The organism is Streptomyces sp. NPDC002467 (assembly GCF_042889825.1).
Lineage (GTDB): Bacteria > Actinomycetota > Actinomycetes > Streptomycetales > Streptomycetaceae > Streptomyces.
The window spans coordinates 28,189-40,463 of sequence record NZ_JBIARJ010000035.1 but is presented as its reverse complement, the minus strand read 5'-3'; the positions used below and the strand labels follow the sequence as shown (position 1 = coordinate 40,463).

The following is a 12,275-nucleotide window of genomic DNA, read 5'->3' as shown; positions in this document are numbered from 1 at the left end:
TCCCGGAGGCCAGTACGGTCGGATCCATGGAGTGGAACATGCAGACTGCAGAAGAACTCGCGGCCGCCTTACGTACCGGTGAAGTGACATCGGTGGAGCTGACCGACGAGGCAATCGCTCGTATCGAGCGCGACGACAAGGCGATCAACGCGATCTGCGTCCCGGACTTCGACCGTGCTCGGGCCGCCGCGCGCGAAGCCGACCAGGCGCGCGCCCGCGGCGAGGACCGGCCACTGCTCGGCATCCCGGTGACGGTCAAGGAGTCCTACGACATCGCCGGGCTCCCCACGACCTGGGGGATCCCGATGCACCGGGACTTCGTTCCCGCCGAGGACGCGGTGCAGGTGTCGCGGCTCCGGGCCGCCGGTGCCGTGGTGCTCGGCAAGACCAACGTGCCCTTGGGGCTGCAGGACGTCCAGAGCTTCAACGAGATCTACGGCACCACCAACAACCCGTGGGACCACGCCCGCACGTCGGGCGGATCGTCCGGTGGATCGGCGGCGGCCCTGGCGGCCGGCTTCGGCGCGTTGTCCATCGGCTCCGACATCGGCGGTTCGTTGCGCACCCCCGCGCACTTCTGCGGCGTCTACGCGCACAAGCCGACGCTCGGGCTGGCGGCGAACCGCGGGATGGTCCCGCCGACCACGCCGGCATTGCCGGTCGACCTCGACCTCGCCGTCGTCGGCCCGATGGCGCGCAGCGCCCGCGACCTGATGCTCCTGCTCGACGTCATGGCCGGGCCGGACCCGCTGACGCTCGGCATGGCACACGACCTCGCGCTGCCGCTCGCACGTCACCAGCGGCTGGGTGACTTCCGGGTCCTCGTCCTCGACGAGCATCCGTTCATTCCGACCGGGTCCGCCGTACGGGCCGGGGTGAACCGGGTGGCCGACGCACTCGTCGACGGCGGCGCCCACGTCGAACGGCACAGTCCGCTCCTGCCCGACCTGGTCGAAGCCGCGACTGTCTACGCGCAGTTGCTGTTCTCGGGCTCCGCCGCGCGCTTTCCCATCGAGGCGTACGAGCAGCTCCGGACCCGCGCCGCCGGACTCAGTGCGGACGACCGGAGTCTCGACGCGGCGCGGCTGCGCGGGATGGCGTTCAGCCACCGCGACTGGATCGAGGCGAACGACCGCCGCGAGCTCCACCGCCACGGCTGGCGGCGCCTCTTCGCCGAGTTCGACGTCGTGGTGTGCCCGATCACGCCGACGGCCGCGTTCCCGCACGACCACGACCCCGATCTGTTGGAACGCCGGATCGACATCGACGGCGTCGAGTACCCGTACCTCGATCAGCTCGTCTGGGCCGGTGTGGCCACCATGCCCGGCCTGCCCGCCACCGCCATACCGACGGGCCTGTCTCCGGACGGCCTGCCGGTGGGAGTGCAACTCGTCGGCCCGATGTTCGAGGACCGCACCCCGCTGCGGCTGGCCGAACTGCTCGAACAGAGGATCGGTGGCTTTCAGGCGCCGAGGTAGGGCGTACCGCCGGGTGTCCGTTGAGGATGAGGTGCTGAGGAGGTGCGGATGACGAACGCGGGTTGGGCCTCACGCTGACGCTCACGTTCGCAGCAGGTGGCGCCGGCGCCGCAGACGTACGTCAGCGCCGCCCGCCGCTTTCGGCGGCCCTCGTCACGGGCGCGTTTCGCGATCAGGCGGAAGGCGAGAGCTGATCGCGTACCCATTCGGGATCGGGGTTGGTGTGTGGCCGGCCCGCCACGACGACGGTCGGCACGGTCTCGTTGCCGTCATTGGCCGCCCTCACCGCTGCGGCACCCGCCGGGTCGCGCCAGATGTCGACCCAGTGCAACTGGCGGGCGCCGCGGCCGAGTCGGATGCGTAGCCGTATGCAGTACTTGCAGCCCGGCCGCCAGAAGACGACCGGACGGCCGTCGAGCGCGCTGCGGCGTTGTGCCTCCTCCGCACCGATCGACCTGGGGAAGACCAGGGGTGAGCTCACGCCGGCGAGCGCCAGGAACGCCAGAAGTATGGCTGTGGCCGTGCCGGGGCTCCCGTTGAAGAGCCTCCCGGCCGCGACGGCCGAGCCACTGAGCACGAGCAGCATCGGCAGGATCCAAGCGCGCATCATGGTGACGCATGCTATCGATGAGTCGAAATGCTCCTCGAACCAGGCCGCTCACCCGCAACGGCTCTGGTGACAGAGAAAGCGGATCGCCGCCAAACCCTGACCCCGGAGCTCAACAACGCCAGTGCCCCATCGGACTACGTCGCCGTGCGTGTACGGTCGGGACATGGACGCCGGCCGGCAGCCAACGCTCGACGAGATCGAAGAACGGTTCGCCGCGCTGGTCGACGGTCGTCTGTCCCGGGACGAGGCCGACCGCTGGGCCGGGCGGTGGGTGGCCGACGACGGACTGGACTGGGACGACACCTCCTCGTGGGCACTGAACCTCCTCCACGGCATCGACCTTCCCGCAGACGAGAGCGGCGTCCACCTGCACGACGACGAGCAGCTACGTTCGTGGCTGGCCGAGTTGAGAAAACGCCGCACGACGTGACGTGCGCACAGCCGCCTGCCGTCCCACAACCAGGCAGTGGCCCGCGACACCATTGCCCGTTACCGCCCGAACACCGCCGCCCCAGTTCCAGGACATGTGGCCCGAGCAGCGTGCCGAGCGCGCATTCTGCACCTCGCGCGCCCGTGCGGCACCGGGTATCCCGATTTCCGATGACGGGACGGCCATTCCGGCTACGGTCGTAGCGCCGTAAACGTGGTGCGCGAGTGAGGAGTGACCGATGCCGACGGTGGTTGTGGGGTTCCGGCTGGGTCACACGGTCACCAGTCGGCAGGTGACGGTCCTGGTCACGGAATCCGGTGTACTGCATCGCTCCCACGGGTCGTACGGGCAGCCGCCCACACTGGAACCGCCGAAAGCACCGCTGCGCTCCGCGGACCCCGACCTGCCGTGGATGAAGGGCGAACACATCCTGACCCGACCGATCAGCCGCCTGCGCGAACTCCACGCCACGGCCAAGGAGAAGGGCTACACCCAGGTCCTCATCGCACCGGCCTGCGTACGCCTGGACGTGGAAGAGCACCCGCTGCCCCCGGCGCGGAATCCACGCAGTGCCCGGCCGCACCCCGAACTGACCGCAGCCTTCATCGGGACCGCACCCGGGACCGTCCAACCCCTGGACGCCGCCGTCGACGAGTTCCGCACGGCGCTGGGGCTGCCCGTCCGACAGCACGATGTCACCCGGCGCCCCCGCCAAGCACACATCCCACCGCGCACCGAGGCCCTGCTGCGCACCCTTGCCCAGGGCGCGCCCATCGCTTCGCCCAAGCATCCCGCCGTGGGCTGGACGGTCACGCCCCGGTCCGTGACCCTCCGCGTGGGCCGAACCGCCGAGTCCCTCGACCGTTCGGCAGTCCTCGAACTCCAGGCCGCCCTCACCGCCTGGCTCCGCTTCACACACCCGAACGCCCCCACCTCGCCGCCCTCGTGACGGCCGGAGCCCGCCGCTTCGAGCGTGGCGACCCGAGTCGAACGCGGTGAGATGATCGCCGTATGAGATCGAATGGCGACTTAGCCGGCATCCCCACCCATGAATTCCACCTCCCCGCTCCTGGCGGCGGCCGGCTGTGGGCCGAGCGGAGCGGCACCGGCACCGGGTCTCCGGTGGTGCTGCTGCACGGTGCCGGCATGGACTCGCGGCTATGGGATGCCATCGTCCCCGAACTGGCCCGCCACCACGATGTGATCCGCTACGACGCCCGCGGTCTCGGGCGCTCCACGCCCCCGGACCGGATGTTCTGCGACGTCGAAGACCTGGGAGCCGTGCTCGACCACTTCGGCCTTCACACAGCTGCGCTGGTCGGGTTGAGCATGGGCGGGGAGACCGCGCTGGACTTCGTCCTCGCTCACCCCGAGCGGGTCAGCGCACTGGGCCTGGTCGGCGCCTCGGTCAGCGGTCACGCGTGGCCGCAAGACGCGCAGCCGTCGGCCTACGCCGCTGCCCGCCGAGAGCAGGACGCGGCGGCCCTGGCCGAGTTGGAGCTGTCGATCTGGGCCTCCATGGGCCGCACGGCTCCCGGAGGCGAGCTGATCGAGACGATGGTGGAGCAGAACGCGCACCTGCGCATCTCCGGCGAGCAACACCTTGCATACTTCCCGGACCGCGTTGCCGAAGCCCGGCTCGGCGAGATCACCGCGCCGACCCTGGTCGTCCACGGCGACCGCGATCACCCCGAGATCGGCGTGATCGCCGAACGGCTCGTTGCCAGTATCCCCGGCGCACGTGGCCGGCTGATCGCGGACGCCGACCACTACCTGCCGCTGCGCACCCCCGGGCCCCTCACCGAGCTGCTGCTGGAGCACCTACGCTGAGGCCCGAAGCGGCAAAGGCTGGGCCACAGCTGCCCTCCAGCCGGTGCTCGCGACCGAATACGGGCGGCATCGTCGGCCCGAACGTACTCACCGACCACCCTGAACGAGTCGCCGGAATGGTCGTCGACGGCGCCCACGCGGAGCGGGCGGCGGTGGACCGGGCCGAGGCGCGACTCCGCGTGAAGCACGGTGTCCTGGCGGCTCCGGAGCAGCGGGTACGAGGCGGCCTGCGCCATCCGCGCCTACGCCCTCGGCCTCTACACGCGGCGCCTCGGCGAAGCCGCCCGGCGCCGGCTCGTCCCCGTACACGTCACCCTGGCGGCCAAGGCGCCGCGCCGGCACGAGGCCCTGGCCGAGCTCTACGGCACCCGGAACATCGACTTCGAGGCCCCGGACAGCTCGATCACCTTCCTCGCCCGCGACCTGAAGGCCCCGGCGCCACACGCCCAGCCCGGTCTGTCGGCGGTGCTCCGAAGACACGCGGAGCAGACACTCGCCGCCGCCGTTCCGTTGCGCAACTGGCTGGACCTCTTCCGCACCGCACTCGTCTCCTCCCACGACGAGGCCACGCCGGCGCTGTCCACGATCGCGCGCCGCATGGCCCTCAGTACGCGAACCCTCCAGCGCCGCCTCGACGAACACGGCACCACATGGAGCCGGGAGGTCGAGACCGTACGTCGTGCCCACATCACCACGCTGCTCCACGACACCGACCTCGGAATCGACGCCGTGGCCGCCCGGAGCGGATACGCCGACGCCCGCGCCCTGCGCCGCGCGGTCCACCGCTGGTACGGCACCACGCCCGCGGCCCTGCGCCGCATCGGCCCTGATGGAGCAGGAGCAGGAGCAGGAGCAGGAGCAGGAGCAGGAGCAAGAAAGTGAAACGGCGGCGGTTTCAGCGTGCCGAGCCGGGGATGGTGGGGGAGGGATCGAAGTGGATCTTCTGGGGTCCCTTCCCGTCACCCTTCCAGTCGAGGAACAGGATCACGTCCGTGTAGAGGCGCTCGCGGCTGGGCCAGCGCGAGGAGTACGAGCTCGGGGTGAACGATCCGTCCTTCGCCTTGTTCAGACGCTGGGCCAGGTCGGTGCGCCGGGTCACGGCAACACCGCCTCCGGTGATCATCGCGGTCACTTCGATGTTCGTACCGGTGGCGTTGAAGACGGAGCCCGCGTGGGTGGTCGATTCCGGCAGGTCCCACGAGATCGTCGCCCAGTGCCGGATGTTCGGGCCGGACTCGGTCACGCAGGCCTTGACCGTGAAGTCCCAGTTGTCGGGCCAGGGCCCGCTGTAGGCCGGATTGTCGATGGTCTTGGACGACACTTTGCAACGCTCCACCGCGTACGCGGGGCCGACCCCGGCGGCAGTCGAGGCGACGGTGGCCGCCACGAGTACCGCCGAGAGCCGCCGGGCGGGGGATGTCCTGAGCATGGGGGTGCCTCCGTGGATCGAGTGACGAATGACCGGCACAACGAGGAGACCCGGAGAAGGAAGCGCGCCGGTGCGGGGCGTCGACGCGGTGCGTCGACGAACCAGCCGGTTCGCGCGCTTTCCGCGAGTGGCCCCCGGACCCTGGCCGCGGCGATACCGTGGTGACACACGTCAGTTCCACCCTCCGGAGGCCTTGATGAGCGCACTGCCGGCCCCCGCAGTCACGGGCCGACCACAGCCGGAGGCCACGGCTGCCGAGGCTGTTGCCTGATGCCCGTCCCGCCTGGGGCCCGCCGGGCCCGCATAGCCTTCTCCGACTCCGCCGCCAAGCAGTTGGAGAACATCACGAGCGAGGCGGCGCTCCACTCCCTGGACCGCACCCTGGTCGTGATCTCGGTCGACCCCGACATCGGCGAGCCGCTCCCGGGTGACACGGCCGGCCCTCGGCTGCGCCAGTACGCCGACGAGGTCGAATCCGTTCGCGTCCTGTACTTCGTCACCGCACTGCGCACCGTGGTGGTAGTGGCGTACATCGAGGTCTGACCGGTCAGGCCGAGTCCGGTCCGTTCGCACCGCCGAGGAGCCTGTCCACGAGGAGTTGGGGGTAGCCGGTGGCCGGCAGGTCGATGCCGAAGATCGCCCGGATGTAGAAGGGCGCGATCAGCTGGTCGAGGATCTGCTCCAGCGGTGGAGGCTCCTCACCCCGGGCCGTGGCCCGCTCGCGGATCTGTTCGATGGAACGCATGCGGCGTCGGAAGTGCTGGGCGCGCTCGCTCTGCGCCTGGGTGTTGCTCGGCATGGACAGGATGACGGCGCGTACGAGGGCGTGCCCCTCGGGCGTGCGCATGCTCGCGACGCCGGCTTCGGCCCAGGCGATGAGGTCACCGCGCAGGGAACCGGTGTCCTTGAGCGGCGAGTTGCGCTCCAGGCGGGTGGTGACCGTGTCCGCCAGCAATGCGTCGAGGCTGCCCCAGCGCCGGTAGACGCTGGTGTGGTTGACGCCGGCGCGCTGCGCGATCGCGGGGATGTTGAGGTCCTCGCCCTCCGGGTCCGAGAGGAGGTCGACGACCGCTTGGTGGACGGCTGCGCGGACCTGTTCAGGACTTCTGCGGATGCGTGCGGCCGGTTGTTTCTGAGTCACACCACAATCATAAGCACAGATATTTGCTTCTGACCGCCCGAGGCCCTACAGTCGATCTCGCAAGCACAAATCTGTGCTTGTGGTTGTCGTCGAAGGAGACCGCCATGAAGCAGCTGCTGTTCCCGAACAACACCCAGTTCTGGTACGAGACCCTGCGCTCGATGAGCCACATCGCCTACGGCGGCGCCGACTTCGGCGAGGTCGTCTCCACCGCCGCACGGATCACCGAGGGCGACTACGACAGCTGGTACACCGAGTGGTTCGCCACCGCCGGCCGCGTGTCGTCGGAAGCCGAGAAGGCCCTGGCCGCCGGCCACCGGATCAGCGCCCGCGACGCCTTCCTGCGCGCCTCGAACTACTACCGCTCCGCCGAGTTCTTCCTGCACGGCAAGGACTGCGATCCGCGCCACGACCACGCCTACGACCGCTCCGTGGAGTGCTTCAAGGCGGCCGCCGCCCTCTACACCACCCCGCGCATCGAGCCGGTCGAGATCCCGTACGAGAACACCACGCTCCCCGGCTACCTCTACCGCCCCGACGAGTCGGGCGCCCCCCGCCCGACGCTGATCATGCACAACGGCTTCGACGGCACCGCCGAGGAGATGCACTTCTTCGGCGCCCTGGCCGCCGTCGAACGCGGCTACACCGTGCTCGTCTTCGACGGCCCCGGCATGCCCGGGCCGCGCCACCACCAGGGCCTCGTCTTCCGCCCCGACTGGGAGAACGTCATCACCCCCGTGATCGACTTCGCCGAGACGATCCCCGAGGTCGACAACAGCCGCATCGCCCTCCTCGGCCTCAGCATGGGCGGAGTCCTCGCGCCCCGGGCAGCCGCTTTCGAGCACCGGCTGGCCGCGCTGATAGCCGTCGACGGCCTCTACGACCTGGGTCAGACGTCCGTCCGCAACATTCCCGGCGACCGCGCGGAGGCCGAACGTCTCCTGCGGGCGCAGGACGCCCCGGAACTCGACGCGGCCCTCGAACAGATCATGGCCAAGGACCCGATCGCCCGCTGGGCGCTCAACCACGGCATGTACGTCATGGGCGTCGACACCCCCCGCGCCTTCAATGCCTCCTACCTCGACTACACCCTCGCCGGCGGGATCGCGGAAAGGATCCAGTGCCCCACCCTCGTCTGCGACGCCGCGGAGGACGAGTTCTTCAAGGGCCAGCCCGAGCAGCTCTACGCACACCTCACCTGCCCCAAGACCCTCATGCTCTTCACCGCCGAGGAAGGCGCCGGAGCCCACTGCCACCCCGGCGCCACGCGCCACGCCAACGCCCGCATCTACGACTGGCTCGACGACACCCTCGCCAACACCCGCTCCTGAGCCCCGTCCGAACCCACGCGAAGGACCCCGCATGCCCCGCACCGGCATCAAGGCCGCCCTCACCGACCTGCTCCTCAACGAGGACATCACGCTGACCGAGGCCGCCGACCGACACTTCACCCCCGACTACCGCCAGCGCACCGACGGCGAATGGGCCGACCGCTCCCAGTTCCTCGACCACATCGCCCACCTGCGCACCCTCGTCGCCGCAGGAGAGGTCGAGGTCCACGAAGAGCTCCATGACGGCGACAAGTACGCCGACCGGCACACCTGCCACATCACCAAGAAGGACGGCACGACCGTGAGCATGGAGGTCTACGTGTTCGCCGACATGGCCCCCGACGGCCGCTTCCGGCGCATCGAGGAGACCACCTTGCTGCTCAAGGGGACGGACGCCGATCGCAACCTCGGCAGCGCCCGCTGACCACCCCCACCCCGCGAAGAAGACACCGTGCTTCGCAGGTCACACCGCACCCGTGACGCTCCGCCGGGCGCCGGACCCCGAGTCCGGCCCCGCGGCGGACGTGCCGGCGAAATCGGGAGCGGGGATCAGGCGGACGGGCCTGCGCCCGCCCACACGGTGGGCCTGCGCTCCGCCCAGGGCGCGGCCTTCTCGAGCTGTGCGGCGAGCCGGAACAGTACGTCTTCGCGTCCGTAGCCCGCGGCGAACTGTACGCCGATCGGCATTCCGGTGGCGGGGTCGGACGCGAGCGGTACCGACATCGCAGGTGTGCCGGCGACGTTGAAAACGGCGGTGAACGGCGAGCGGTGGAACAGGTGCTCCAGCCAGCCCAGCCCGTCGGCATCCTCGGCGCCCCGGCCGTAGGTGCCCAGGGGCAGTGGCACCTCGGGGAGGGTGGGCGTCAGCAGCAACTCCTCCCGGGTCTCGAAGTGGGCGCCGATCGAGCGGGCGACCCGGTTGCGCACGTCGAGGGCGTGCACGAATTCCGTACCGCTCACCCCGAGTCCCCACTCGTAGCTCGCGAGCATGTGGGCCTCGACCGTGGATTCGTCCACCGGGCGTCCGAGCACCCCGGCAAGCCCGTCGATCCAGCGCACCAGGTTGGCGGACCACAGGCGGGCGTTGGCCAGTACGAACTCCTCCCAGGGCACGCCGAGGTCCACGGTGGTCACGTCGACCCGGTGGCCGAGCGATTCCATCAGCCGGGCGGCGGCCAGGACGCCCTCGACCACCGCCGGTTCTACGTCGCGCCCACCCCAGGGCGTGGTGACCAGGCCGACGCGCAGGCGGCTGGGCTCCCTGGTGATCTCTTCGCCGTACGGGCGACGGGGGCGCTCCGCGAAGTACGGGTCGCCGGCCTCCGGGCCCTGGATCAGGTCGAGCAGCGCCGCGCTGTCCCGCACGGTCCGGCTGAGCCCGCCGTGCACCGCGAGGCCGTTGAAGACCTCGTCGGCGTCCGGCCCCAGGGAGACCCGGCCGCGGGTGGGCTTCAGTCCGAACAGCCCGGTGCTCGCGGCCGGCACCCGGATCGATCCGGCGGCGTCGGTGGCGTGCGCGAGGGGAGTGATCCCGGCGGCGACGGCCGCCGCGGAACCGCCGCTGGAGCCGCCCGGTGTCCGGGAGAGGTCCCACGGGTTGCGGGTGGCTCCGTACAGGACCGGCTCGGTGGTGGTGCTGTAGGCGAATTCGGGTGTGGCCGTACGGCCGAGCGTCACCAGACCGGCCCGGCGGAAGCGCCGCATGAGGAACGAGTCCTCCCGGGCGACGTTGCCGGCGGCGAGGCGGCTGCCCAGTTCGACGCGCTTGCCCCGCATGGACACGGCCAAGTCCTTGATCAGGAACGGTACCCCGGCGAGCGGGGTGCTGCCCGGAACCGGGCTGTCCTCGGCGGGCCAGCTCTCCACGACGGCGTTGACCCGCGGATTCACGGCCGCCATCGCGGCCTGGGCCGCGTCGGTCAGTTCTGCCGCGGTCACCTCCCGCCGAGCCACGAGCCCGGCCAGTCCCACGGCGTCGTACTGCGTGTATTCGTGCAGCTCCACTGCACTCCACCCCTCATCCCGATCGGTCCCACACGATACCGATCGGTATCGCTTGAGGATGATCGGTAACGTAACATGGCCCGAGACGCCGGCAAGCGCGACCGAAGCGAGGCACACCATGACGAGCAGCCCCCCGAGACCGGGCCGCGACTCGCGGGTGGCCCGACTGCCCCCGCGCGAACGCATCCTCGACGCTGCCGAGGAACTGTTCCTCAGCGAGGGCGTCAGGGCCGTCGGGGTCCAGGCCATCGCAGATCGCGCGAACACCACGAAGATGGCTCTCTACCGTCACTTCGCCACCAAGGACGCGCTGATCGAGGAGTGGCTGAGGATCGTCGCGGCGGGGTACGCGGCCGCCTTCGACCTGGCCGAAGCCGGGCATCGTGACGACGGTCGAGCCCAGGTGCTCGCCGTGACGCGCTTCATCGCCGAAGGGCTGCCGGAGATCGCCCGGAGGGGCTGCCCCTTCGTGAACTCCATCGCCGGCCTGCCCGACCGCGGCCATCCGGCCCGTCGGCTGATCGAGAACCACAAGGCCGAACAGCGGCGCCGCCTCACCGCCATGTGCGAGCGGGCCGGCGCGCACGCACCCGATGACGTCTCCGCGGAGATCACCTTCCTCCTTGAAGGCGCGCAGGTGAGCGCGCAGAACGGCAGCGTCGACCGCGCGGGGGACAGGGTCATGGCCGCGGTCCAGGCCGTTCTCGACAGGGGGACGGCGACCGCCTGAGGGGTCCTGCGCTCCTCCGAACCGCGCGGGTTCCGGTGGATCGCCCGCATGCCCGGCGCCCGCCGCCCGCCGCCCGGACGATCGGCACATGGGAAACACGTTGGCCGGCTCTGCCGCGGAGCTGCGACGATGCTCCTGTTTCCCGAGTGGAGGACGTTTGTTCGTTTTCGTGTGCGTGCGCTGTGGCGCCGAGTTGACCGCCCCGTTGTCCCGGGTCGCCCTGCCGGCCCACGCTCGTCAGAAGTACGGGAACGGGCTTCAGCTCCCGGTGCTCATGGAACCGGGCACGTTCGCCGTGGACCCGGGGCTCTGGGGGCCGCCGCGGCGAAGGTGGGAGGAGATCGATCCGGATGGCGCGGCCGTCCGCGGCGTCGACGCGCCCGTCCACGCCCCGTCCGAAGACCCGGCCGCCGCGGTGGTCATCGCGCCGGGGGACACCCGTGGCACGGTGCTGATCCCGGAGAAGCGCGGCGGTGCCTGCTGCGGCTTCGACGGGAGTGACGGCCCCAACATGGCCTGCCTGGCGTGCGGTCTTCTCGTGGCGAGCAGGGTCGACGACTGCTCGCTCTGGCAGGCCGTGCGGCTGGCCCCGGACGCCGTGCGCCGCCTTCCCGTAGAAGGCGCCGACGCCGGGCTGTTGACGTGGGCGGAACTGCTCGCCGAGGGGGCGGGCGTGCCCCCGTCCGAGCCGATCGCCCGGTGGGGCGAGCCGTTCGGGGCGAGCGACCGGTGGCACTGGAGCCCGCAGTGGGTGGCGGCGGCCGGGCAGGCGCTCGCCCACCTCCTGGTGGCCTCGGAAGGCCGGGCGGTGGCGGTTCGGGACGGCCTGACCGTAACGATGTTCCAACGCGACCTCGACACCCTGCTGCCGGACGGCCCGCCGACGCGGCACGCCGTCCTGGCCGGACCGGGACACCCGGCCCGCGACGCGGACGCGGACATCCTCATCGTGCCGTCCCACCCGCAGACCGGGTTGGCATGGACCCCGCCCACTCCGGCGCACCTGGTCCCGTTGCCGTTCGGGGTGTGGCTCCGACTGGTCCTCCCCGAGCCGCAACTGTCGGTCCCCGCATCGGGTCCCCTCGCGAAGGACGTCCTTCGCGAAGACCCGCCCCCGCCGAGAGTCCATGACGTGTTCCGGGTCGACTGGGAGGTCTTCCGGGACACCCTCGCCCGGCTACCGGCGGCCCGCACCCCGTGGCTGCGCGAGATCGCCGAAGACCCCACAGGCCACAGCTCACGGCCTTGACCTGCCCCCACACGTCCGGGTCGGGACAGCAGGACAGCCGACA

The 12,275-nt window shown here is 70.8% G+C and carries 14 protein-coding genes; 10 read left to right on the top strand and 4 right to left on the bottom strand.

Translation table 11 applies throughout. From position 1 onward, the window contains the following. Positions 1-26: 26 nt before the first annotated feature. The gene (locus ACFYYJ_RS40100; protein ID WP_389139671.1) at positions 27-1,478 is read left to right on the top strand and encodes an amidase; all 1,452 of its coding nucleotides are present in this window, start codon (positions 27-29) and stop codon (positions 1,476-1,478) included. Positions 1,479-1,650: 172 nt separating this feature from the next. Here the strand turns inward: ACFYYJ_RS40100 and ACFYYJ_RS40095 are convergent, their stop codons facing one another. Further along, the gene (locus ACFYYJ_RS40095; RefSeq protein ID WP_389139669.1) at positions 1,651-2,088 is read right to left on the bottom strand and encodes a glutaredoxin domain-containing protein; all 438 of its coding nucleotides are present in this window, start codon (positions 2,086-2,088) and stop codon (positions 1,651-1,653) included. A 163-nt stretch (positions 2,089-2,251) separates the two neighbouring features. Between ACFYYJ_RS40095 and ACFYYJ_RS40090 the strand changes: the two genes are divergently transcribed. The 4 genes from ACFYYJ_RS40090 to ACFYYJ_RS40075 all read left to right on the top strand — a co-directional run bounded on the left by ACFYYJ_RS40090 (position 2,252) and on the right by ACFYYJ_RS40075 (position 5,230). Then, on the top strand, positions 2,252-2,518 hold the full coding sequence (locus ACFYYJ_RS40090) for a hypothetical protein (protein ID WP_389139667.1): 267 nt from the start codon (positions 2,252-2,254) through the stop codon (positions 2,516-2,518). 238 nt (positions 2,519-2,756) lie between these two features. Further along, entirely contained in the window at positions 2,757-3,467 is a 711-nt protein-coding gene (locus ACFYYJ_RS40085) for a hypothetical protein (protein ID WP_389139665.1), read from the top strand. A gap of 62 nt (positions 3,468-3,529) precedes the next feature. Continuing rightward, positions 3,530-4,348, top strand: a complete 819-nt coding sequence (locus tag ACFYYJ_RS40080; protein ID WP_389139663.1) for an alpha/beta fold hydrolase — start codon at positions 3,530-3,532, stop codon at positions 4,346-4,348. A gap of 189 nt (positions 4,349-4,537) precedes the next feature. After that, positions 4,538-5,230: a helix-turn-helix domain-containing protein gene (locus tag ACFYYJ_RS40075; RefSeq protein ID WP_389139661.1), complete on the top strand. Its 693-nt coding sequence runs from the start codon at positions 4,538-4,540 to the stop codon at positions 5,228-5,230. Positions 5,231-5,243: 13 nt separating this feature from the next. Here ACFYYJ_RS40075 and ACFYYJ_RS40070 read toward each other — a convergent pair whose 3' ends face one another. After that, positions 5,244-5,777, bottom strand: a complete 534-nt coding sequence (locus tag ACFYYJ_RS40070) for a hypothetical protein (protein ID WP_385366426.1) — start codon at positions 5,775-5,777, stop codon at positions 5,244-5,246. A 270-nt stretch (positions 5,778-6,047) separates the two neighbouring features. On the opposite strand from ACFYYJ_RS40070, the gene ACFYYJ_RS40065 reads away from it, so the two are divergent. After that, complete coding sequence (locus ACFYYJ_RS40065; RefSeq protein WP_389139659.1) at positions 6,048-6,320, top strand: hypothetical protein; 273 nt, start codon at positions 6,048-6,050, stop codon at positions 6,318-6,320. A 4-nt stretch (positions 6,321-6,324) separates the two neighbouring features. Here ACFYYJ_RS40065 and ACFYYJ_RS40060 read toward each other — a convergent pair whose 3' ends face one another. Next, complete coding sequence (locus ACFYYJ_RS40060) at positions 6,325-6,918, bottom strand: TetR/AcrR family transcriptional regulator C-terminal ligand-binding domain-containing protein (RefSeq protein WP_385123448.1); 594 nt, start codon at positions 6,916-6,918, stop codon at positions 6,325-6,327. A gap of 104 nt (positions 6,919-7,022) precedes the next feature. On the opposite strand from ACFYYJ_RS40060, the gene ACFYYJ_RS40055 reads away from it, so the two are divergent. Continuing rightward, positions 7,023-8,249, top strand: coding sequence for an alpha/beta fold hydrolase (locus tag ACFYYJ_RS40055; protein WP_389139656.1), 1,227 nt, complete (start codon positions 7,023-7,025; stop codon positions 8,247-8,249). 31 nt (positions 8,250-8,280) lie between these two features. Next, the gene (locus ACFYYJ_RS40050; RefSeq protein WP_385123452.1) at positions 8,281-8,673 is read left to right on the top strand and encodes a nuclear transport factor 2 family protein; all 393 of its coding nucleotides are present in this window, start codon (positions 8,281-8,283) and stop codon (positions 8,671-8,673) included. 125 nt (positions 8,674-8,798) lie between these two features. Here ACFYYJ_RS40050 and ACFYYJ_RS40045 read toward each other — a convergent pair whose 3' ends face one another. Next, complete coding sequence (locus ACFYYJ_RS40045; RefSeq protein ID WP_389139654.1) at positions 8,799-10,253, bottom strand: amidase; 1,455 nt, start codon at positions 10,251-10,253, stop codon at positions 8,799-8,801. Between the two features lie 118 nt (positions 10,254-10,371). Here ACFYYJ_RS40045 and ACFYYJ_RS40040 point away from each other — a divergent pair, with 118 nt between their 5' ends. Beyond that, positions 10,372-10,983, top strand: coding sequence for a TetR/AcrR family transcriptional regulator (locus ACFYYJ_RS40040; protein WP_389139652.1), 612 nt, complete (start codon positions 10,372-10,374; stop codon positions 10,981-10,983). Positions 10,984-11,140: 157 nt separating this feature from the next. After that, positions 11,141-12,232, top strand: a complete 1,092-nt coding sequence (locus tag ACFYYJ_RS40035; RefSeq protein WP_389139650.1) for a hypothetical protein — start codon at positions 11,141-11,143, stop codon at positions 12,230-12,232. Positions 12,233-12,275: the final 43 nt, after the last annotated feature.

Excerpts from the sequence above, each read along its gene's own strand:
- ACFYYJ_RS40080 (WP_389139663.1), top strand. The coding sequence starts at position 3,530 with ATGAGATCGAATGGCGACTTAGCCGGCATCCCCACCCATGAATTCCAC.
- ACFYYJ_RS40095 (WP_389139669.1), bottom strand. The coding sequence starts at position 2,088 with ATGATGCGCGCTTGGATCCTGCCGATGCTGCTCGTGCTCAGTGGCTCG.
- ACFYYJ_RS40050 (WP_385123452.1), top strand. The coding sequence starts at position 8,281 with ATGCCCCGCACCGGCATCAAGGCCGCCCTCACCGACCTGCTCCTCAAC.
- ACFYYJ_RS40055 (WP_389139656.1), top strand. The coding sequence starts at position 7,023 with ATGAAGCAGCTGCTGTTCCCGAACAACACCCAGTTCTGGTACGAGACC.
- ACFYYJ_RS40040 (WP_389139652.1), top strand. The coding sequence starts at position 10,372 with ATGACGAGCAGCCCCCCGAGACCGGGCCGCGACTCGCGGGTGGCCCGA.
- ACFYYJ_RS40090 (WP_389139667.1), top strand. The coding sequence starts at position 2,252 with ATGGACGCCGGCCGGCAGCCAACGCTCGACGAGATCGAAGAACGGTTC.
- ACFYYJ_RS40070 (WP_385366426.1), bottom strand. The coding sequence starts at position 5,777 with ATGCTCAGGACATCCCCCGCCCGGCGGCTCTCGGCGGTACTCGTGGCG.
- ACFYYJ_RS40085 (WP_389139665.1), top strand. The coding sequence starts at position 2,757 with ATGCCGACGGTGGTTGTGGGGTTCCGGCTGGGTCACACGGTCACCAGT.
- ACFYYJ_RS40100 (WP_389139671.1), top strand. The coding sequence starts at position 27 with ATGGAGTGGAACATGCAGACTGCAGAAGAACTCGCGGCCGCCTTACGT.
- ACFYYJ_RS40065 (WP_389139659.1), top strand. The coding sequence starts at position 6,048 with ATGCCCGTCCCGCCTGGGGCCCGCCGGGCCCGCATAGCCTTCTCCGAC.